The 21714-nt window shown below is 47.7% G+C and carries 16 protein-coding genes; 13 read left to right on the forward strand and 3 right to left on the reverse strand.

Going from position 1 to position 21714, the window contains the following annotated elements; translation table 11 throughout:
• The first annotated feature begins 89 nt into the window (after nt 1-89).
• From KJS65_RS25540 to KJS65_RS25555, 4 genes are all read left to right on the forward strand, one after another.
• Nucleotides 90-1688, forward strand: coding sequence for a type 2 periplasmic-binding domain-containing protein (locus KJS65_RS25540; RefSeq protein ID WP_213652625.1), 1599 nt, complete (start codon nt 90-92; stop codon nt 1686-1688).
• Between the two features lie 412 nt (nt 1689-2100).
• A complete protein-coding gene (locus KJS65_RS25545; protein ID WP_213652626.1) occupies nt 2101-4263 on the forward strand; it encodes a glycoside hydrolase family 3 N-terminal domain-containing protein in 2163 nt (720 codons plus the stop codon).
• A gap of 149 nt (nt 4264-4412) precedes the next feature.
• On the forward strand, nt 4413-7772 hold the full coding sequence (locus KJS65_RS25550; protein ID WP_213652627.1) for a GH36-type glycosyl hydrolase domain-containing protein: 3360 nt from the start codon (nt 4413-4415) through the stop codon (nt 7770-7772).
• A 103-nt stretch (nt 7773-7875) separates the two neighbouring features.
• Nucleotides 7876-8868 carry a LacI family DNA-binding transcriptional regulator gene (locus KJS65_RS25555; RefSeq protein ID WP_213652628.1) on the forward strand — a complete coding sequence of 331 codons (993 nt, stop codon included), beginning with the start codon at nt 7876-7878 and terminating at the stop codon, nt 8866-8868.
• A gap of 85 nt (nt 8869-8953) precedes the next feature.
• On the opposite strand, the gene KJS65_RS25560 is transcribed toward KJS65_RS25555, so the two are convergent.
• A complete protein-coding gene (locus tag KJS65_RS25560) occupies nt 8954-9826 on the reverse strand; it encodes a TetR/AcrR family transcriptional regulator (protein WP_213652629.1) in 873 nt (290 codons plus the stop codon).
• Nucleotides 9827-9973: 147 nt separating this feature from the next.
• Between KJS65_RS25560 and KJS65_RS25565 the strand changes: the two genes are divergently transcribed.
• On the forward strand, nt 9974-10711 hold the full coding sequence (locus KJS65_RS25565; protein WP_213652630.1) for an MBL fold metallo-hydrolase: 738 nt from the start codon (nt 9974-9976) through the stop codon (nt 10709-10711).
• Nucleotides 10701-11792, forward strand: a complete 1092-nt coding sequence (locus tag KJS65_RS25570) for an AbrB family transcriptional regulator (RefSeq protein ID WP_213652631.1) — start codon at nt 10701-10703, stop codon at nt 11790-11792. Before KJS65_RS25565 ends, KJS65_RS25570 begins: the two co-directional genes overlap by 11 nt.
• 61 nt (nt 11793-11853) lie before the next feature.
• Here KJS65_RS25570 and KJS65_RS25575 read toward each other — a convergent pair whose 3' ends face one another.
• On the reverse strand, nt 11854-12801 hold the full coding sequence (locus KJS65_RS25575) for an MraY family glycosyltransferase (protein ID WP_213652720.1): 948 nt from the start codon (nt 12799-12801) through the stop codon (nt 11854-11856).
• Between the two features lie 224 nt (nt 12802-13025).
• Here KJS65_RS25575 and KJS65_RS25580 point away from each other — a divergent pair, with 224 nt between their 5' ends.
• From KJS65_RS25580 to KJS65_RS25610, 7 genes are all read left to right on the forward strand, one after another.
• Nucleotides 13026-14465 (forward strand): LpqB family beta-propeller domain-containing protein, encoded by a 1440-nt coding sequence (locus tag KJS65_RS25580; RefSeq protein ID WP_213652632.1) that lies wholly within the window; start codon nt 13026-13028, stop codon nt 14463-14465.
• Nucleotides 14466-14495: 30 nt separating this feature from the next.
• Nucleotides 14496-15350, forward strand: coding sequence for a phosphate ABC transporter substrate-binding protein (locus tag KJS65_RS25585; protein ID WP_213652633.1), 855 nt, complete (start codon nt 14496-14498; stop codon nt 15348-15350).
• 146 nt (nt 15351-15496) lie between these two features.
• On the forward strand, nt 15497-16402 hold the full coding sequence (gene pstC, locus KJS65_RS25590) for a phosphate ABC transporter permease subunit PstC (RefSeq protein WP_213652721.1): 906 nt from the start codon (nt 15497-15499) through the stop codon (nt 16400-16402).
• Nucleotides 16399-17280 (forward strand): phosphate ABC transporter permease PstA, encoded by an 882-nt coding sequence (pstA, locus tag KJS65_RS25595; protein ID WP_136608301.1) that lies wholly within the window; start codon nt 16399-16401, stop codon nt 17278-17280. Before pstC ends, pstA begins: the two co-directional genes overlap by 4 nt.
• 501 nt (nt 17281-17781) lie before the next feature.
• The gene (locus KJS65_RS25600) at nt 17782-18450 is read left to right on the forward strand and encodes a phosphatase PAP2 family protein (protein WP_213652634.1); all 669 of its coding nucleotides are present in this window, start codon (nt 17782-17784) and stop codon (nt 18448-18450) included.
• A gap of 177 nt (nt 18451-18627) precedes the next feature.
• Nucleotides 18628-19341, forward strand: coding sequence for a FadR/GntR family transcriptional regulator (locus KJS65_RS25605; RefSeq protein ID WP_213652635.1), 714 nt, complete (start codon nt 18628-18630; stop codon nt 19339-19341).
• Nucleotides 19334-20551, forward strand: a complete 1218-nt coding sequence (locus tag KJS65_RS25610; protein WP_213652636.1) for a CynX/NimT family MFS transporter — start codon at nt 19334-19336, stop codon at nt 20549-20551. Before KJS65_RS25605 ends, KJS65_RS25610 begins: the two co-directional genes overlap by 8 nt.
• A gap of 117 nt (nt 20552-20668) precedes the next feature.
• Here KJS65_RS25610 and KJS65_RS25615 read toward each other — a convergent pair whose 3' ends face one another.
• Nucleotides 20669-21448: a class I SAM-dependent methyltransferase gene (locus KJS65_RS25615; protein ID WP_213652637.1), complete on the reverse strand. Its 780-nt coding sequence runs from the start codon at nt 21446-21448 to the stop codon at nt 20669-20671.
• Nucleotides 21449-21714 lie beyond the last annotated feature (266 nt).

A 21714-nucleotide genomic window follows, 5' to 3' on the forward strand; every position in this document is an offset into this window, starting at 1 on the left:
TTTATTCAGGAGAAGTGCTTCCTTCTTTCTTTAGTTCAATTTATGTAATAGATTTTTGCCAAAAAATCTTAACAACATGGGGGTAAAACATGAAAACGAACAGAAAGATGCCTTTAAAACCGCTTTTGGCTATCGCAATGTCATTAGTTTTGATGACGGCAACTGCATGTTCCAAGCAGGACGCATCTGGTGGCAATGAGAAAGACGCAGACGGGAAATACAAGGACAAACTCAAAATTTCCGTCGCGCAAACGACCGAGGTGAAGGACGGTCAATTAAACAACGAGTTCCACAAGTTCTGGATGGACAAATTCAACGTCGAATGGGACTACAACTATATCCAGTGGGATTCCTGGGCTGAGAAGCTTCGCCTGTGGGTCAACTCCGGCGATCTGCCGGACGTAGCGAGCTGGAACTATGTGCATGGCGATTTCATGAACTACGTGGACCAAGGACTCTTGTATAAATTCCCGGATGACTGGAAGGAACGCTGGCCGAACATCGCCGCAGCTTACAAGCTGACTGGCCTCGGGGACAAGCTGGAAGAACTGACGGGCGGCACCTATATCTTGCCGAAACCGGTGTATTACCAGAACAAACCTGCAGATCCGCTGGTCAACCAAATCGGCGTTATCGCACTGCGCAAAGACTGGGCGAAAGCGGTTGGATTTGAGCTCAAGGATGAATACACCACAAGCGAATTGATGAAATACGCTGAGCTGATCAAAGAAAAAGACCCTGGTAAGCTCGGTTCGAAGCTCATTCCGATCTCTTATAACGCGGATGATGCTCTGACAAATATCATCATGGCTAATAGTGAGCACTCCCGTGTGGAATCTGCATTCTACAAAGGTGAGGACGGCAAATTCCACTGGGGTCCTGCAGACCCTGAGACCCTTACCGGTCTGAAATTGATGCAAAAGGCTTACAAAGAAGGTCTCTTGAATCCTGAATTCTATACATGGAAAAACAATGAAGGCGGCGACAACTTCAAAGTTAAAGGCGTAGCCGGAATCACCAGTCTTGGCGGTCTGGCATCGTACAGACAAGACATGGATAAAGCGATGAAGAAGAATCTGAATGTAAACAGCGATGACCTCGTTCATACAGCTATTGTTGTAGGCGACGATGGTAAATACCGCAACCTGGAGCAGCCGAACTTCTGGTCTTCTCTGATCTTCTCGCCGAACATCAGCAAAGAGAAATTCGAACGGATCATGGATCTGATCGAGTACTCGACAGGCGAAGAGGGACAATTGCTGCTGAATATGGGCTTTGAAGGCAAGGACTGGAAATATGATGATAAAAAAGAGCTTGTAAGTCTGCTGCCGGAAGGAACATCTCTGGAAGATAAATATCCATCGCGTTTTGAAGGACTTTACGTCCTCGGAGACGATTTCAGTATCGTCAACCCGGCCATTAAGAAAGAATACCGTGATACTGCAGTGAAGCATTTCCAAGATAAAGCGAAGCTTGGAAGTGAAGGCGGCAAACTTGCTGAGTATGATTGGGATGTCCAATTGTACGATTCCAAAGCCAAAAGCCAGGCATCATTTGAATACCAAAATGAATATGCCAACCTGATTCTGCAAAGCGGGGATCTGGAAGCTAATTGGAAGAAATGGGTACAAAGCAAACAATCGCTTGTTCAGCCGGTTCTGGATGAACTGAACAATCAGAAAAAGTAGGAATACCGCTTCAAAGTGAGTTGGTCTGAGGCCTCTGCCCGCAGTCCGAGTCTGTGGAACCCGGTGTGCAGAATGGTTTATTGCAGCCGGGTTCTTCTCTTCCAGGGTGGTTCCGGGATGCCTCTCTTAGGGGATGCATCTCCTGAACCATAAAGGAAGGGAATCTGAATGCTCTTCTGAATGAGGAATTTGCACAAACGATGAAAGCAGGAGACCTTCTGCCTTTCCCGTATACATTGGACATCGGGGTTTGTGCAAGCTCCTGAGAAAGGAGAAAGAATCTAAGAGACTGCCTGATGAAAACTCTATGATTCTATAATGAAGGTTTTTTTCGGCATATGAGCCGCTTAACTGCAACTTAAAAATAGCAACCGGTTCAATTAATTTTAAGCAGGTAGTGGAGGGGAACTGTATGGATATTCAGCAATTACAAGGCCTTGTAAAACAAATGACACTTGAAGAAAAGATTGCCCAATTGCTGCAGCTTACCGCCCATTTTCATGAAGGCACGGACAACGAAGGACAAGTGACGGGCCCGATGGAAGAAATGGGAATTACCGAATCGATGGTAACAGCCAGCGGTTCCGTACTCGGTCTTTCGGGTGCGCAGGCCATTATAGATGTACAAAATTCATATCTAAGCAAAAGCCGTCTAGGCATTCCGCTCCTGTTCATGGCTGATGTGGTGCATGGATTCAAGACTATTTTTCCAATTCCGCTGGCAATTGGCTGCTCCTGGGATACGGAACTGGCCGAGAAAAGCGCGGAAATCGCCGCAAGAGAATCTGCCGTATCGGGTATTCATGTAACGTTCGCACCCATGGTGGATCTGGTTCGTGATCCGCGCTGGGGAAGAGTCATGGAAACAACAGGAGAAGATCCATATCTGAACAGCCTGTTTGCACGGGCATTCGTCCGCGGCTATCAGGGAGATAATCTGAAGGAGGATCCTGACCGCCTTGCAGCTTGCGTGAAGCATTTTGCGGCGTATGGTGCTCCGGAAGGCGGACGCGATTACAATACGGTTAATATGTCTGAACGGAATTTGCGCGAATCTTATTTGCCGGCCTATAAAGCAGCGCTCGATGAAGGCTGTGAAATGGTCATGACATCCTTTAATACGGTTGACGGTATTCCGGCTACAGGCAATGAGAAGCTCATGCGCGGAATTCTGCGCGACGAGTGGGGATTTGATGGGGTGCTCATATCTGACTGGGCTTCGATTCGTGAAATGGTCGCACATGGAGCGGCTGAAGATGATTGCGAAGCAGCCTATCGGGCTATCCGTGCGGGGGTGGATATCGAAATGATGACGCCTTGTTATGTTCAGCATCTACCGAAGCTGATGGAGAGCGGCCGGGTGGATGAAGCGCTGATTGACGAAGCTGTACTGCGTATTCTGCGTTTGAAGGAAAAACTCGGACTCTTCGAAAATCCGCTTCGTGCAGCAGACCCTGATAGAGAACGCGAGGTTATTTTCTGCGCTGAGCATCGAAACGTTTCTTATGATCTTGCAGCCAAGTCCAGCGTTCTGCTTAAAAACAATGGCCTCTTGCCGCTTCAAACCGATGCAAACGTGGCTTTAATCGGTCCTTTTGCTCAAAGTGATGACATTCTCGGCTGGTGGTCCTGCGTTGGAGCGAAGGAAGATGCAGTTCAGCTTGGCAAATCGCTGCAAGAGCGGCTGTCCGGAGGCAAACTCAGCATTGCCGAAGGTTCCGGCATCGACAGCATTACACAGCAGCAGATTGAAGCAGCTCTGGAAGCAGCGCGAAACGCTGATATTATTGTTTTGGCATTAGGTGAAGATTCAGCAATGAGCGGTGAGGGGGGCTCGCGGACGAACATCCGTCTCCCAGAGGCGCAGCTTGAGCTGGTGAAACAGCTGAAAACACTTGGCAAGCCGCTGGCAGCCGTTATTTTTAACGGCCGTCCACTCGACCTAAATGGTATTTTCGAAGAGGCGGATGCAGTGCTGGAAGCATGGTTCCCGGGCAGTGAAGGCGGGGCTGCTGTCGCAGATATTCTGATTGGTAATGTGAATCCTTCCGCTCGTTTAACCATGTCCTTCCCGCAATCGGTAGGCCAGGTTCCGGTCTACTACAACCATTTCAACACAGGCCGTCCGCTGGATCCTCAAAAAACGGAGGAACGTTACGTTTCCAAATATATCGACAGCCCGAATGATCCTCTGCTTCCGTTTGGATTCGGACTTTCGTATACCAACTTCGAATATAGTGATTTGACGATTTCAAGCCAGGAAATGAAGGCCGGAGACCCGCTGACGGTTCAAGTCAAAGTGACGAACACGGGAGACAGAGCGGGAGTGGAGACCGTACAGCTGTATATCCGCGATATCGCGGGTGAGGTTGTACGTCCGATGCGCGAGCTCAAAGGTTTTGAGAAACTGGAACTAGCGCCAGGAGAAAGCGGCACTGCGACCTTTACTCTGACAGAAGAACAGCTACGGTACCATCACTCTGATCTCAGCTTTAGCAGTGACCCGGGAACATTCCAGGTATTTGTCGGACCCAATAGCCGCGACACCTTGGAGCAGTCTTTTAAATTGATCTGAGTTTAGTTACGGAAATTCATCAAATACAGATTCCGGAAAGACTCCTTATGTCTTGCCGGGATCATCACATACTGTAAAAAAGAATAGCTGCCTTGAAAAACAACCGTCTTCTGCCGGATTGTTTAACAGGATAGGAGGAATAAACATACATGACAGCCACCATGACGAATTCTAAGCTTAACATTCAAGCAGGTGATCTGTGCTTTACATTTTGGAAAAGCGGAGATTTGTATCAGGCCGTTAGCGGCCGGACGATGATCAATCAATTGATGACAAGCCCTCTTGAAGGGTCTTTGAATAACTTATACCTGCGTATCCATAACGATTCGGGCATCTCTTCTTACCCGCTGCTTGGACTTCATTCCCGAAGTACGGTTAGCACCGGGGGGAACCGGATGGTGTGGGAAGGAACTGCTGAAGATGTTCAATACCGAGTGACCTTTGCCTTATCAGCTCAGGGTGTATGGTTCTGGGATGTGGTTACTCACGGTGAAAACGTGAAGATAGACATCATTTACGGGCAGGATATCGGCAATGCGGATGTCGGAGCTGTACGCAGCAATGAGGCATACTTATCTCAGTATATCGATCATTCTGTTTTCGAGGACAAGGATCATGGCTATGTGGTTTGTTCGAGACAGAATCAGCCGCAAGGCGGGACGTTCCCTTATATACAGCAAGGCTCTCTGACTCGTGCGTCAGGTTATTCAACCGATGGTTTTCAATTTTTTGGACTGTCTTACAAAGAAACGAATATACCGTCATGCCTAAGTCAAACTGGGCTTGCCAATGAAATCTACCAATACGAATTTGCCTACACGGCGCTCCAGTCAGAGCTGGTTTCGCTCAATGGTGAAGCTCGCTTTGTATTCTATGGCCTTGTGAAAGCTGACCACGCTTCTGCAGTGACGGAGCTGGAATTCAAGGATGAAGTGCAGCAAGCTTGGGATGCCTATCAGGCTGAAGAAATGAAAGAACCGATGCAAAAGCTTTCTCCGATTAGTCTTAAAAAAGTCATGGGTGATCCGCTGCAGACGCTTTCCATGACGGATGAAGAAGTGAATTCGCGTTTCCCGAGCCATACAAGACATCAGGAAGAGCGTGAAGACGGGCAATTGATTGCTTTCTTTACGGATTCCTACGAACATATCGTTTTGAAGGAAAAGGAACTGCTCGTTGAGCGTCCACATGGACATATCCTGATGAGCGGAAACAATGTGCAGTTGGGGGCCAAGGTGGTTACCACCACTTCATATATGTATGGTATTTTCAACTCGCATCTTGTTGTAGGCAATACGAACTTCAATAAAATGATGAGTAATGCTCGCAGTGCCCTTAACATTCCCAAGACCTCTGGCCAGCGGATTTACATGGAACTGGATGGTCAATACCAGCTGCTCACGATGCCTTCCTTGTTTGAAATCGGCTTTAACTATGTGCGCTGGTATTACAAAACGAGTGACGACATGCTGATCATTACAAACTTTACGACTGTGGATACGCCAGAGGTTCGTCTGAATGTGCGTTCCGAAAGTGGCAAAGCCTACCGCTTCCTGGTGACCAACCAGATCACCATGGAAGTGAATGAATATGAGAAGCCGGTTCGCATGACGAATGATAACGGCATACTTACTTTCTACGGCGGGCAGGATGCAATCCGCATGGAAGCCTATCCGGATCTGCAATACCGGATGTGGGTTGAAGGTGCAAGTGTTGAAATCGGTGATGAAACCGTGCTTGCTGATGGTGTCCAGGCCGGCTGCGCGTCCCTGGTGACGATGAAGATCGATTCTACCCAGGAATGGACACTTACGGTTCAAGGATTGCTCGATGGAGAGGAACTTCCGTCGTCTACCAAGAATATAGAAGAAGAGATTGTAAAATATCATGATTTTTATAAGCAGGTTATGAACGAATTCCATCTTACTGGGGCAGATGGATCAGAAAAGGATGATTTATTTAAAGTCAACGCGTTGGCCTGGTGGTATACGCATAATATGCTCGTCCATTATTCGGTCCCGCACGGTCTTGAACAGTATGGCGGAGCGGCCTGGGGAACCCGGGATGTATGCCAGGGTCCTACCGAATATTTCATGGCAACGCAAAAATTCGAACAAGTCCGCGATATTCTGCTTACAGTCTATACCCATCAATATGAAGATGATGGAAACTGGCCGCAGTGGTTTATGTTTGACCGTTATGCGCCTGTCCAGCAGGAAGAAAGCCATGGAGATATTATCGTATGGCCGCTAAAGGTACTTAGTGATTATTTGACGGCTACACAGGATTACAGTATTTTGAAGGAAAAGGTTTCCTATACCATGAAGGGGAGCTTCCAGTTTACGGAGCAAACATTTACGGTATTGGAGCATGTGAATAAAGAAATCGGTTATATCCGGAGTCATTTCCTGCACGACACTTACTTGTCTTCTTACGGAGATGGAGATTGGGATGATACGCTCCAGCCTGCGAATGCACAGCTCAAGAAGTATATGGTCAGCAGTTGGACGGTTGCATTGACTTACCAGACATTAACCCAGCTTTCTGCGGCATTGCTTCCTGAAGAGCCAGCGCTAGCGGCAGAGCTTCAGGAAATGGCTTCCGGAATCAAACGCGATTTTAACCAATACATGCTGCAGACAGAAGTCATTCCTGGTTTCCTTTACATGGAAGATCCGGATTCAACCAAACTGATGCTGCATCCGACAGATACCGAGACCGGCATCCAGTACCGTTTGCTGCCGATGACACGGAGTATGATCGCAGAGCTTCTGGATCCGGAGCGTGCAAAGGCGCATTATGATCTGATCAAGGAAAAGATGTTCTTCCCTGATGGCGTCCGCTTGATGAACCGTCCTGCCCAATATGCAGGTGGAGTCAGCACGCATTTCAAACGGGCGGAGCAGGCTGCAAACTTCGGACGTGAAGTAGGGCTTCAATATGTGCATGCCCACATCCGGTTCGTGGAAGCCATGGCGAAGCTGGGACATGCTGACGATGTATGGAACGGGCTAAACGTTATTAACCCGGTAGGTATTCGTGATGTGGTTCCGAATGCGGAAATTCGCCAAAGTAATTCTTATTTCAGCAGCTCGGACGGCAAGTTTAATACACGTTATGATGCTCAGACGAATTTTGATGAGCTTCGCAGCGGCAAGGTTCCGGTGAAGGGCGGCTGGAGAATCTATTCCAGTGGACCGGGGATCTACATGAATCAGCTGATTTCTAACGCACTTGGAATACGTCAGGACCATGAAGGGCTTGTGGTAGACCCTGTGCTGCCTTCTTCATTGGATGGTATGCATTTTGATTTCCAATATAACGGAGTGAAAGTAACCTTTATCTATCATATTACCGGAGCTCCCGTTAGCAAGGTCGTCCTGAATGGAAAGGCACTGAATACCGAGAGAATATCCAACCCTTACCGTGAGGGCGGAGCACGCATTTCAAGAGAAGCCTTTGAGGCAGCGATGAATGGTGAACATAATGTAATTGACATTTTTATGTAATTTCAAGGCGATCTTTAGGGATCGCCATTTTCCATAGGTATATAGATCTGCGTCATGTGAACGAAGTAAGAATGGAGCTAACCAAAGTAAGGAGCGAGGACCATTGGTAAGTATAAAAGATATCGCCAAAAAAGCCGGGGTTTCAATTTCAACGGTATCTTATGCGCTTAACGGAAGCAGCAAGGTAACGGACGAGACAAGCTCAAAAATACTGGCCATCGCCAGAGAATTGAACTACGTGCCCAACGCGGCTGCAAGAACATTAAAAAAGAGGGAATCCAGAATCCTGGGTGTGTTCCTGACAGATTTTAAAGGTGATGTATACGGGGAACTGCTGGATGGGATGAAGGAGGTTTGCAATTCACAAGGTTATGACCTGATCGTGTGCAGCGGCAAGCAGTCTCACCGGATGCTGCCGGAGCGTATGATCGACGGCGCAGTGATCCTGGACCATACATTTTCCAGTGAAGAGCTTCTTAAATATGCGGAACGCAATCATAAAATCGTCGTATTGGACAGGGAACTGGAACACCCGAACATTAATCAGGTATTGCTGGATAACAAAGCCGGGGCAACATTGGCTACAGAGTATTTGGTTGAGCAGGGGCATAAGAAAATTTATGTTGTTTCCGGGCCTGAGGGATCGTATGACTCTACGCAGCGGATGAAAGCTGTGAAGATGGTAGCGGACCGGGCCGAGGACGTGGAATGGATTGAAATCCAAGGGGATTTCAAGAAGAGCGGCGGTGAAAAGGCTGCGGAGCAGATCATGCAGGAATACACGGAGCCGGTAGCTGTGTTCTGTCTTAATGATGAGATGGCGATCGGTCTTTGCAACCGGATTGCCGATACCGAATTCAAGATTGGTGAGCATGTTCATCTGATCGGCTTCGATAATATCGAGCTTACCCGTTACATGCAGCCGCGGCTGGCCACCATTGATTATTCCAAGCGGAAATGGGGGGCGCTCGCGTCGGAGCAGTTGATCAAAATTATATCCGGCGAAAAAGTGGATCATGAGCGTATTTATGTCACCCTTGTAAAGGGAGACTCTGTCGGAACAGAAACCACAAGGAACGTACCCCGTCCAAACTAACAAATGACCCGAAGAGACACTTGAAAACAGGTGCTTCCTCTCGGGTCATTTGTATATTTTCCGGCTTCTTGCCTCAGACAGACTTCTATATCATATATCGGAGCTGTCTGGCATAAGGGCCAAGTACAGGGCTGTTTTCGAGATAGGAGGCATAGACGCGGAGCAGTGTCTGGTTGGGATTTATCTGCATCAGTTCCTTCCGGAGCATACGGATCACGTCTTTTAGCTCATTTTGCAGATGCTCCGCCATGGGCAGATCATCGATTTGTTCCTCCAGGGAATCCAGAAAGCTTTGAATAGTTGCCACCCGCGTATGAGGGTCGACCGGATTCAGTTCGTTATAATAGACGTTCTTTTGGTTCATCACGGGCGTTGGTTTATTTTCAACGATATCACGCACGACTGCATCCATACGCTCCTCGATAAAACCGGAGAGTTCAGCCATCGGCAGTGAAATCACCTTTTGAATAGCGTAGGACAGATACTCTCTCAGCATTCCTCTGAAAATAATGACAACATCCCATATATGAGACTCGATTGTCTCTCCATATGCTTCATAAAAAAAGTCGCGGTGCAGTTGAAGAAGGGTTACTCTTTTCTTCTTCCAGGCGGCAATGAAATGCTCGTTATCCTTGACCGGCAGCTCTTTGAATTCACTCGTAAAGTAGTAGTTTTCAAGCATGTACTGCAATTGGAATTCAATCTTCCGCCGCAGCTTCTCTTTGGGTGGAGATTGCTGTTCGAAATCCAGTTCTCTTGCACGGGTGAACATCGTCTGATGACATGCCACAAAAACGGCGGTGAAGAGCTCTTCTTTTGAAGGGAACAGCTTATATATGCTTCCTTTTGCCATGCCGCAGGCTTCGGCAATTTCCTTCATCGAAGCCGCAACATATCCTTTTTCTTTAAATATCTCCATTGCTGTGTTCACAACTTGCTGTCGTTTCAATGCTTCCATAACGTCCACCTCATCTTGTATTTTGACATGCCGGCATGGGAAGGTCAATGGTGTGGATTGACGGCAGGAACCCGAGAGTCATATAATGAACTTGCGAGTTTTTTGAACACACAAGGAGGTGAACCAAAGCGTCATGCTTTGGAACATATGAAAATAGCTCAAGAACTGGAAATGCTGGAATTGTCCATCCCGGGCTCCGGTATGGTGCTGCATCCGGTGGTGATCGGCAGCAAAGATAGCTGGGTACTGGTGGATACGGGGATGCCAGGTCAATATGGAGCTATCAAGGAGTTGGTGCAGCAGGCTGGTTATACAGCTTTGGAACCAGGATCCATTATATTGACGCATCAGGATGTTGATCATGTGGGAAGCCTTCCGCAATTCTTGGATGGGAGTCACGGGACTATGGAGGTGTATGCCCACAAAGATGATCAGCCTTATATCGACGGTGAACTTCCATTTATCAAGCTGCGTCCGCAGGTAGTCGATATGCTCCGGAAGTCGCTGACGGAAAAAGAATATACCGGATTTGAACATGCCTTTTCCAAGGAATCGCCTGCCCAGGTTACTCACATCGTTGCTGAAGGGGATGTACTTCCTTTTGGCGGCGGACTCACCGTCATTCACACACCGGGACATACGCCCGGACATATCAGTTTATATCATGCAAACAGCAAAACGCTGATTGCCGGTGACGCATTAACGGTCAATAACGGCGAGCTTTGCGGACCGAATCCGCCGGTTACACCTGATATGAATCTGGCACTGAAATCCGTCCGTAAATTCAAGGATTATGATATTGAAGCGATTATTTGTTATCATGGCGGTGTCTTCAAAGGTGATATCCAGAAACGGATTGATGAGCTGACGGCGGATGTCCAGTAAAGCGGTCCGGCTTATCTATACTCTATTCTGCGGCATCATTGGCGCAATTATTTTTCAATGGATTCATATGCCGATCCCATGGCTGCTTGGGCCTATGATATGCACCTTGATCGCTTCGAAGTCATTCAAGCGGGTTAAGCCGTTGTGGCCGCCAGTTCTCCGTAATGCAGGGATGATTATAATCGGCTATACGGTCGGACTATCCTTTACGCTGGAGACGCTGCAGCAAATTGGACGGCAGCTGCCGTCCATGATTCTGCTGACGGTCCTTCTGCTGTTATGCAGTTTGATGATTGCCTCGTTGGTATCGCTGCTGTCAGGGGTCCCGTTTCCAACAGTACTCATGGGAAGCATCCCCGGTGGATTGACTCAAATGATACCGCTGGCTGAAGAGATCAAAGGTATTGATATTACTGTCGTGACCTTTTTGCAGGTTTCACGATTGATGATGATCATCTTCTTTGTGCCGCTGCTTGTTTTCAGTCCCTTGTTTGAAGGTGCAGGCGGCAAAACGGTCGAAGGGGTTGTGCACAGTGCTGCTGCCGCAAGCTGGGAGGGACTGTTTCCCCACATTATTGTGTTTGCGGTTCTCTGCACTCTCTTTGCCATCGTGGGGCAGCGTTTCAAATTCCCGACAGCTTATCTGCTCGGGCCCATGATTGCAACCGTTCTTCTTAACTTATCCGGCTATACGGGTCATGCTTTGCCAACCGTATTTCTGAACGCCTCACAGCTGGTGATCGGGATATATGTAGGAATGCTATTGAAGCCTGAGCAGCTAGGGAATAAGCTGCGGATTATCATACTGGCGATTTTCAGTGGAGCTTCGCTGATCGTATGCTCCATCGGTCTCAGCCTGCTGCTTACCAAGCTCCACACCGTTTCCATGGTAACCGCCTTTTTGGGTTTGGCCCCCGGTGGTATGGATCAGATGGGGATCATCGCTAAAGAAGCGGGAGCGGATCTATCCGTTGTGATTTGCTACCAGCTGTTCCGAACATTGTTTATATTCCTGGCGGTGCCTCCGCTGTTAAAGGCTATCTTTAAAGCGATGGCCCGTAAACAGCCTTCTGGCAGTTAACAGATTTTTATACAAAAAAAGCTCCACTGCCTGTGATCAGGTCAGTGGAGCTTTTTAAAATTCAGCTTAGGAGCATCAATATAATGGACGAGAGGGATAAGCAGGCGCTGATCAAATAGATGAAGACAACGGCCTGTTTCGGACTAAGCCCCCAGGAGATTAGGCGGTAATGAATCTGACTGCGGTCTGCCTTATACACCGGTTGTCCGTTCAAATAACGCTTGATCACAACATAGATGTTATCAAAAATCGGAACTCCGAGCGCCAGCACCGGCACCAGGATTGAAATAACGGTAACCTGTTTGAATGCCCCGTCCAGTGCAATTATGCCAAGCATAAACCCGATGAAGGTTGCACCTGCATCCCCCATATAGATTTTGGCTGGCGGCTTGTTGTATTTCAGATAGCCGAGCGCAACACCGACGAGAATGATCGCCATAATGGCTGAGTGGGACTGGCCCTTGGCAATCGCCACAACGAAGAGGGTCAATGCCGAGATGCCGGCTACGCCTCCGGATAGACCGTCAAGTCCGTCCATGAAGTTAATGACCGTGGTCACACCGAAGATCCATAGAATGGTCAAAATGAACTGGAGCCATTCGGGAAACACGATCATATGGCCTACAAAAGGAATGGTTACTCCGACAAACGAAATACCGGAGAAATAAACAATAACAGCTGCCGCCACCTGAATCACGGTTTTCGGCAGGGCTGCAAAATCCTTGCCCCGCGTTTTATACCAGTCATCCACCATTCCGATTCCCATGATCAGGAGTGATCCGGCAATGACACCAGCCATTTCACGGTCCCAATGACGTGTCAATATCAGATACGGAATCATGAACCCAAGGAAAATGGCGATGCTCGCCAAATGAGGTACCGGTTCCTTATGAATTTTCCGGCTGGTGGGTCTGTCGACGAAATCAACCCGAATCGCCAACTTCCGCAGAGGTGGGATGAGTGCGAGCACAATAACGAGCGATAATATAAATCCGATTACATACACGATTTTTTGGCCTCCATAACTTCAGTTAACAATAGGACACATGCAATAACTTCCATATTCAGGCATATTTCTGGGATAAGCTCTATTTCTAACTAGGATAATACCTATTTTTACAAAAGACAACGATAAATATTTAATATTTCCATAACATACCAATCGAACGCTTTTAACAAATGTATACGAAAATAGACCTATATCCATTAAGCGATAAGAAAAGGGTGAGCCATTTGAAAAATAATAAAATGTTCCAAATTCTTGCGGCAGCTGCACTGGTAACGACAGCCCTGTCGGCAGGAACCGCCGAAGCTGCAACGGCAAAAGCACCAGTCAAAAGTCCTGCTTCCAAAACGACAGCGGCTAAATTTGCTGTAACGACAACGCAGATTTTGGTAAACGGTCAAAGCGTTTCCGTGCAAATGCTCCAAGCGGGGAATGGCAAACTGATTGCGGTTGGCGACCTGGTTAAGGCCTATGGAGCGGCTGTCACCTCCTCCAAAGGAGTCATCACAATCAAATCGGACAAAATCGGACATAGCCTGCAGCTTCAAACAGGCTCTAAAACATTCAAGCTGGACGGAGAAGCGCATTCTTTTACAACAGCTCCGCTTATGCAGGATAACCGTTCGTATGTCGAGCTGAAGCCGGTTGTTCTTGCACTCGGTGGTGAAGTTTTGGATGCCGGACAAACCCTTCAGATCCTGACGAAAGAAAGAATCGCTGGAAGCTTCGCTTCCGTAAACTTTGACGCTCAGGGCCAAGTGATTGCCATTAAGGATGATGCGGATCCGGCTCAACTATTTCACCTGAATACCGATTACAGCTCACGTTTATTATCTTCAGACAACAACGTCTTGAATATGTCAATTTCTCCGAATGGGGATTCAGCTGCCTACACAGATGAAACTGGACAGCTTTACCTGACCAGCTTATCGGGCGGCCAACCGTTAAAACTTGGCGCGGATACTTCAGTGAAAACAGATTTGGCCTGGTCTGCTGACGGTAAAAAAATCTATTTCGTGCAAGGCGACAAACAGGAAAAAATCTCATACATAGCGGTTGATAGCGGCAAAATCACCGAGATTTTGGCCGACAAGGTTGAAAATAAATCCGAAGTTCATGTCTCGTCTGATGACAAGAAAATTGCATATATCGTGAACATTACGGGCGTAGCTCAAAGCGATAAGGACAGCACGGAGGATTCGCTCAAGATTGATTACTCCGGTGCAGGAGAGCAAATCTACACACTTGATCTTGATGTGAAGGATGCCAAGCCGGCAGCCCTGACAACCTCCAGTGATAATAAATTGTATCCGGCATTTCTCACGAACGGCAGCATCGCTTTCCTGAGTGCCGATTCCGAAAACAGCAGTGCCAAAGGCGTGATTAAGTCCATTTCTGCTGATGGAAAAATCCAGGATCTGATCGGTGACGTAGACATGGCTCTGAGTGCAGCAAGCGCGAATGGTAACATCGCTGCAGCAGGGGTAGCCGCTGATGGCAGCACGAAGGTTTATAGCGTCGTAGATGGTATTAAAACCGAGCTCTACAGCACAAAGTCGGATATTACTGATCTGGCAATCTCATCAGATGGTACCCGCGTTGCGATCATTGCAGACGGTAAAGTCATCGTCGTTCAAAACGGTAAAGCAAGTCAGCTTACCAAATAATTTGTTCCAAATCGAGAGGAGATTATTCACATGAAACTATTTAAAAAAATGTCCCTGATGGCTGCAGCTTCACTGGTAGCCGTATCTACACTGGTAGGTTCCGCATCTGCGGCTTCGAGTTTGTCTGGAAAAATTACAATTAACGGTTCCACAGCACTGCTCCCACTGACGCTCCAAGCGGCAAAGGAATTCCAAAAGCTCAACCCTAAGGTGAAAATCGCAGCTTCAGGTAAAGGCTCCGTTACAGGGCCGCAGGCCGTGAAAAAAGGCATCGCCGAGATCGGCGCATGCGATTGGGATGCAAGCATGGATGTTCCCGGCTTTAAAGCCTTTGACGGACAGGTGGCAAACAAGGTTGCGGTGATTCCGTTTGCGACGATTGCCAACAAAAACGTAAAGGTCAACAATCTGACCACAGAACAGCTGAAAGGCATCTACTCCGGCAAAATCACGAACTGGAAGGACGTTGGCGGCGATAATGCGGACATTGTTGTCATCACCCGCGCATTCGGCTCCGGCACACGCGTCAACTATCAGACTAAAGCACTGGCAGGCGGCGACATCGTGAAAAAAGAGAAAAATTACAAAGAAGTGGGTTCCAGCGGCGATATGAAAACGGCTGTAGCCACGACTCCAAATGCAATCGGATATATCGATCTGGTGTATGTAAACAGTGATGTGAAGGCGATCAGCTACAACGGTGTGGCTCCGACGACGGACAATGTCATTAACGGAACTTATAAAATTTGGGCTTATGGATACTACATGACTAAAGGACAGCCTACCGGTGCAACCAAAGCTTTCATTGAATATGTACAAAGCCAAAAGTTCCAACAAGGCTCACTCAAGAAACTGAAATTCATCCCAGTCTCCGCTATGCACTAAACGCAAGTAGAGGCAGCACCCGGTTTGAATAATAAAGATGTATTCTACAGCCAGCCCTGATCGGATATGGGGCTGGCTGCTTTATAGGAGGAAACCTTGTGAGCACGTCCACCCAGCAAGTTGTGCCCGAAGATCACGCATTATTCATGAAGCCATCCAGCAAGGGCCGGTTCAGCCGATATATGCGTGTACGGATGGCAAATCGGCTATTTAAGTATTATTTTCTGTTTAGCATATTGGCCCTGTGCTTTGTTCTCGGATTGGTCATCTTTTTTATCGGCAAAACAGCGCTTCTTACCTTTTCACATATTTCCTTCGCTGAATTTTTCTTTTCTTTTAATTGGACACCGGAGGAAGATCATTTTGGCGCGGCGGCAATTATCGTTAATACGCTCTCGCTTACGGCACTGACCTTGGTGCTGGCGGTTCCAATTGCTGTGGGATTGGCGATACTCATCGCTGAAATTGCCCCAAAATGGATCAAAAATATAATGCGTCCGGTTCTGGATCTGTTGGTCGGCATTCCTTCCATCGTCTACGGATATTTGGGTTTAACCGTTCTGATCCCCTTTTTGCGGAGACTGAGCGGTGAAAATTTGGGCGACGGATTACTTGCAGCAGCATTGGTTCTAGCATTGATGGTCCTGCCGACAATTTGCCGCATTAGTGATGAGGCCATCTCCATGGTTCCGAAAAAATACCGGGAAGCCGCATATGCGTTGGGATCAACGCGTCTTCAGGTGATGATGAGAGTGGTTATTCCTGCGGCGGGCAGAGGGATTATTACTGCGGTTATCATGGGTATGACACGGGCTATTGGCGAAACAATGGCGGTTGTGATGGTGATCGGAAATACAGCTCAGCTGGCGAAGACGCTCTTTACACCGGCATCCGTGCTCACAAGCAATATCGTCATGCAGATATCTAATGTAGAATTCGACTCGACCTGGAACTATGCTCTGCATATGATGGCATTTCTGCTGCTTGTCATTTCATTTATTCTTATTCTGTTTATCCGTTATCTTGGACGGAAGGGAAGTGCAAAGGCATGACAGACATGACGCGCAGCCGCAAGATGCAAAGATCGCTTGTTTATAACAAGCTGGCAACATTTGCTTTTTACGGACTTGGAGCACTCGTGCTGCTCCTGATCCTGTGGCTCCTTCTGACCATTCTTGGCAGAGGGCTTCCCGGACTGTCTTTGGATTTTCTGATGAAACTGCCAGAAGATATGGATGCCGGGGGTGGCATCGGGCCGGTTTTGTTTAATTCCTTCTATATTCTGTTCCTGTCGCTGGTTATTTCGATCCCCATTGGGGTAGGTGCCGGCATTTACATGGCAGAATATGCACCGGAAAATAAGTTTACAGAAGTGCTGCGCATTTGTGTGGAGAGTCTCTCCTCTGTGCCTTCGATTGTATTCGGTATGCTCGGCTTGGCGATCTTCGCGGAGTACTTCCAGATCGGTTTAACGATTCTGGGCGGCGCAGTCAGTCTTGCTTTTCTGAATCTGCCGATGCTGGCGCGGGTAACGGAGGAAGCCGTACGTGCAGTTCCAACGGATGTGAAAAATGCTTCTTATGCACTTGGAATGACCAAGTTCCAGTGTATCCGCACCGTGGTTTTACCGATGGCACTTCAGGGGATTATTACGGGCATCTGCCTTGTGGCGGGCCGTGCATATGGTGAATCGGCCGTCATTTTATTGACAGCGGGTCTCAGCACCTCGGGAGAAATGTGGGACTTCAATTTATTTTCCCCCGGCGAAACGCTTGCCGTTCATCTCTGGTATGTCCAGTCGGAGGCAATCGTTGAGGATGCCGCGCAGATTGCCGATAGATCGGCAGCGGTATTGGTCATTATCGTTTTGCTCATCAATCTGTTGTTCCGTATTCCGCTCTGGATCAACAACCGCAAGCTTAAGCGGTAGCAGTTGATACAATATAAGAACCTTCTTACCCGTGAGGATAAGAAGGTTCTTTTTGGTTTGCCCGTCTTGATGCCTGCCTGGAAAATGCCATCAGCTGGTCAGCGGTATATTCGAGGGTTGGTGCGGGGGTAACTCCGGAAGACCTACCATGCTTTCTTGAGCTGTGCAGGGGTAACTTTTCGGAAATTCGTCCGTCTATATATAAAGAAGCTATTCGTCTTGGCGATGCATTGGCCTTGGATATTAATGAGGAGATTGCCGAGCATTTAAGCGCCGGTATTGTAAATCTGGGGAATTTGTTTGATTGGCGGGGCTGCGGTTGTACTGCGTCATATTTTCCGGTTTTCCCTGGCAGAGACCTGAATCTTCCGCTAAATATCTACATATATTGGTGTTGAACGATGACGGATCGCGGAGTACAATAATTCAGCAGGGTTTTGCAGCAATGCCAGGAGGCGTTGTCCAAAACGCGATTTTGAATTTAGAAAGGTACTGATTGAAATGTCATGGCTTAAAAACAGGGATCTCAAGCAGCTGCTCCGCTTGGCTCCTCTCGCACTTATGCTTGTTTTTCCTTTTCTGGGCAGCCTATATCATTTGGTGAACCAGCCGACGGATAAAGTATATTCACTTGTTACACCCCTGGATCAGGCGACGCCTTTCATTAAATATTTCGCTCTTCCGTACGGAGTCTGGATTTTCTACATTTACGTCTGTCTGGTCTATTTTTTCTTTCGGGATCGTCCTTCCTATTACCGCTCGCTGCTGGTATATACAATTTGCGCACTTACCTGCTACGGCGTCTATTTGGTGTTCCAAACTACTGTGCCGCGGCCGGAAGTGATCGGAAACGATCCTTTTTCACAGCTGACTAGGTTTATTTATAACCGTGATCAACCATTCAATTGTTTTCCGAGCATTCACTGTTTCTCCAGCTATATGGTGATGCGAATGATTTGGAAGAGCCCGGCCCGCAATCGTCTGAATGTCACTTTGATCAGCGGTATGTCTCTTTTGATTATTGCCTCGACTCTGTTTATGAAACAGCATGTGATTATGGATGTCATTGGAGCCATCGCGATTGTGGAAATCTACAGTTTTCTTTTCTTTAAGGTTCCGGCTCTTTACCGGAACAAGGCAGCATCCCAGCATAGAGAGTTTCAGGCATAATTTATAAAATCACATATTGTTTCGTCCTCAATATGCAGGCTGCTCCTCTGGAGCAGCCTTTTTGTTGATCAAGAGAGCATTCCAGAATTTTATACATATTACTTTTCAGAAAAAAGACATGTAATTGAAAATATATGCTATAATGAACCAAACATCCTATGTTTGGAGGAATCGCTTATGACCTTACAACGTCCAACAAAGCGAACGTTGGTCGAACAAATTGTTTCTCAGCTGGAGCAGCTGATTGAGAACGGAACCTGGCCAGTAGGAGAACGGATTCCTGCAGAACCCGAGCTTGTCAAAGAGCTGGGCGTCAGCAGAAATACGATCCGGGAAGCCGTTCATGCCCTCATCCACGCGGGAATGCTGCGGACAAGACAGGGCGATGGGACTTATGTATGCTCATCCAGCAGTTTAACACCGGTATTGGCACGCAGGCTGGAACGTTCCAAGCTGAGCGAGACACTGGAGGTGCGTTCAGCGCTTGAGCAGGAAGGGGCACGCTTGGCTGCTTTGCGGCGGACAGCCGAAGATATAGAGCGGATTCAGTCGGCTTATGTTGATTACCGAAAGGCTGAAGAAGAGGGGGATATAGAAGCTTTTACCCGTGTAGATTATGCTTTTCACAAAGAGATTATCAATGCTGCACATAATTCGATTTTAAGCGATCTGTATGATTCGATAAGTGAAGCTGTTCAGCAGGTTGTTATTTACGGAAGTGGCCATTTGGCTTTGACTCGCCTGCACGCAGAGTTTAACGAACGCTTGATCCAAGCTATTATTGCCCAGGATGAAGCGGGATCGGCCGATTCCGTTCGGGCTTATATTGATGCTTCGCGCGAAATGCTGCTGAAGGATATACAAGGGGGAAATGAACTACATCATGAATAACGTAACTCAAGCAAAAAAGACAGACAATGAATCGGTATCAACCGGAATGAAGGCGGCTTTGCTGCTTGTCGGCATCATCATGATTGCAACAACTCTTCGTTCGCCGATTACCGCAGTGGGTCCACTCATTGAAACGATCCGCAGCGACACGGGAATGTCTCATACCTTGGCTGGACTACTCACAACTTTTCCGCTTCTGGCCTTCGCGTTAATGTCCCCGCTCGCTCCGAGAATCTCACGCCTTTGGGGAATGGAACGTGCCTTATTCCTTGGTGTATGCGCGGTGACTGTCGGTATTGTCTTGCGGTTTATTCCGACGATTACGGCTTTGTTTGCAGGGACCATTTTGCTTGGATTAGGCATTGCTCTAAGCAACGTACTGCTGCCGAGTTTGATCAAGCGTGATTTCCCGCTTCGTACGGGTGTAATGACGGGTATTTATTCCGTATCCATGAATATCTTCGCGGCTATCGCATCGGGGATCAGTGTTCCGGTAGCGGGTCATTTGCATTCTGGCTGGCGCGGGTCTCTGGTTATGTGGGGTATCCTGGCCGTCATCTCGCTGCTGGCTTGGCTTCCGCAGCTGCGTTACCGTCACGAAGTCGCCAAGGTACAAGTATCTGCCAAGAGCAGCAGCGTCTGGGGCTCCAAGCTTGCTTGGCAGGTGACCATCGTTATGGGTCTTCAATCCTTTGTATTCTATTCCGTGGTGGCGTGGCTGCCGGAAATATTGACCCAGCGCGGCATGACCCCGTCGGCGGCAGGGTGGATGCTCTCCCTGATGCAGCTGTTCAGCGTACCGGTAACCTTTATCGTTCCGGTTCTGGCCGCCAAATTTAAAAATCAACGACTTCTAATTTTCCTTACGTTTCTTTGCTTTATGATCGGCTTTATAATACTGTTGACCGGAGTTCAGGCTCTGGTACCGGTTGCAGTCATTCCAATTGGTATGGGAACCGGAGCAGCTTTTGGCCTGGTTACGATGTTCTTCGTGCTTCGGACCCGTCATTCTCAGCAAGCTGCAGAATTGTCCGGCATGGCTCAATCGATAGGTTACCTGCTCGCAGCGGTAGGGCCACTGCTGTTCGGTCTTGTCCATGATATGACAGGCAGCTGGACGGCGGCATTGCTCCTTCTTCTGGTAGCTGGTGTTATTTATATGATCGCTGGCTGGGGAGCAGGGGATAACCGCTATATAGGAGAGAAATAAGTTAGCTAACATTGGAATCTGGATCCTTGTTTCGAAAAACAACATAAATGAGCATTATGAAACAAAAAAAGAGCTGTTTCCGCAGCTCTTTTTTTGTTTCATAAGAAAAGGAAGCAGCTATTTATGATGATCAGGCTTTTCGGCAACGATCCGGAGACGTTTATAATCTGCATAAACCGCCCCGTCTCTCCACAAGTTTCTATGAACCTTTTCACCGATCCTTATGCAGGCCTCGCGTATTTTATCCGGACTTAGTCCAAGAAAAAAGTCATCACCAAATTGGGCGAGCCAGCTGATCATCCCATCCTGCCCGTCATGAAGCCTGGTAGGACGTTCGAAATAATAGACCAGGCGAACAGTGAATCCCTGGCGCTCCAGAAGCGAGCTGTATTCTCCCGGGCTAGGGAAATACCACGGGTTCCGTTCTGCAGCATGAATGCCATACTCTGCCGTTAAGACATCGGTAATTGCGTTTACGATGGTGCTTACATTGCCTGCTCCGCCGAACTCTGCAATGAAACGTCCGCCGGGCTTGAGGGCATTCCACACACTGCGTGCAACTCCTTCAGCATCCTTCATCCAATGGAGTGCGGCGTTGGAAAATACGGCATCGCAGCAAGGTTCCATTCGGAGCTTCTGAGCATCGTCAATACGAAATTCCAAGGATGGATACTTTTCACTGGCATGACCAATCATCTCTGCAGATGCGTCTATGCCGACGACCTTGGCACCCGATCGTGAAATCTCATGCGTTAAGTCACCCGTACCGCAGCCCAGATCGAGAATCATTTCTTCTTTTCGTGGGTTTAATAAAGACAGCAGATCTTTTCCGTACTTGGATACAAATCCAAGCTTCTGGTCATATGAGAGCGGCTGCCATTGGTTCAAAGAATCCATTTTGAACACCTCCATTTCATGGTTGGCATTATTGTTGCATATTTCTTCTTATAAGTTAAATATATTAATGTTATAACGTTTATAGGATTAATCTATAAGATGGTTTTATATATTGCCAGCTGTGATTGACAGTAAATTTGTGGATATCCTTTTTTTTATCAAATGAAAACCCAGTCATATCAACGGTTTATTGCCTAAAGTGTCCGGGTGCCATGCCGCAGATTATTTTTATATATGCTATATTTTAGTTGAAGATTTAGAAAAGG

Origin of the sequence: Paenibacillus sp. J23TS9, assembly GCF_018403225.1 — a bacterium.
Classification (GTDB): Bacteria; Bacillota; Bacilli; order Paenibacillales; family Paenibacillaceae; genus Paenibacillus_AQ.

Coding starts and splice junctions, on each gene's coding strand:
- KJS65_RS25540 (WP_213652625.1), top strand. CDS start 90: ATGAAAACGAACAGAAAGATGCCTTTAAAACCGCTTTTGGCTATCGCA.
- KJS65_RS25545 (WP_213652626.1), top strand. CDS start 2,101: ATGGATATTCAGCAATTACAAGGCCTTGTAAAACAAATGACACTTGAA.
- KJS65_RS25550 (WP_213652627.1), top strand. CDS start 4,413: ATGACAGCCACCATGACGAATTCTAAGCTTAACATTCAAGCAGGTGAT.
- KJS65_RS25560 (WP_213652629.1), bottom strand. CDS start 9,826: ATGGAAGCATTGAAACGACAGCAAGTTGTGAACACAGCAATGGAGATA.
- KJS65_RS25565 (WP_213652630.1), top strand. CDS start 9,974: ATGAAAATAGCTCAAGAACTGGAAATGCTGGAATTGTCCATCCCGGGC.
- KJS65_RS25570 (WP_213652631.1), top strand. CDS start 10,701: ATGTCCAGTAAAGCGGTCCGGCTTATCTATACTCTATTCTGCGGCATC.
- KJS65_RS25585 (WP_213652633.1), top strand. CDS start 14,496: ATGAAACTATTTAAAAAAATGTCCCTGATGGCTGCAGCTTCACTGGTA.
- pstC (WP_213652721.1), top strand. CDS start 15,497: ATGAAGCCATCCAGCAAGGGCCGGTTCAGCCGATATATGCGTGTACGG.
- pstA (WP_136608301.1), top strand. CDS start 16,399: ATGACAGACATGACGCGCAGCCGCAAGATGCAAAGATCGCTTGTTTAT.
- KJS65_RS25600 (WP_213652634.1), top strand. CDS start 17,782: ATGTCATGGCTTAAAAACAGGGATCTCAAGCAGCTGCTCCGCTTGGCT.
- KJS65_RS25605 (WP_213652635.1), top strand. CDS start 18,628: ATGACCTTACAACGTCCAACAAAGCGAACGTTGGTCGAACAAATTGTT.
- KJS65_RS25610 (WP_213652636.1), top strand. CDS start 19,334: ATGAATAACGTAACTCAAGCAAAAAAGACAGACAATGAATCGGTATCA.
- KJS65_RS25615 (WP_213652637.1), bottom strand. CDS start 21,448: ATGGATTCTTTGAACCAATGGCAGCCGCTCTCATATGACCAGAAGCTT.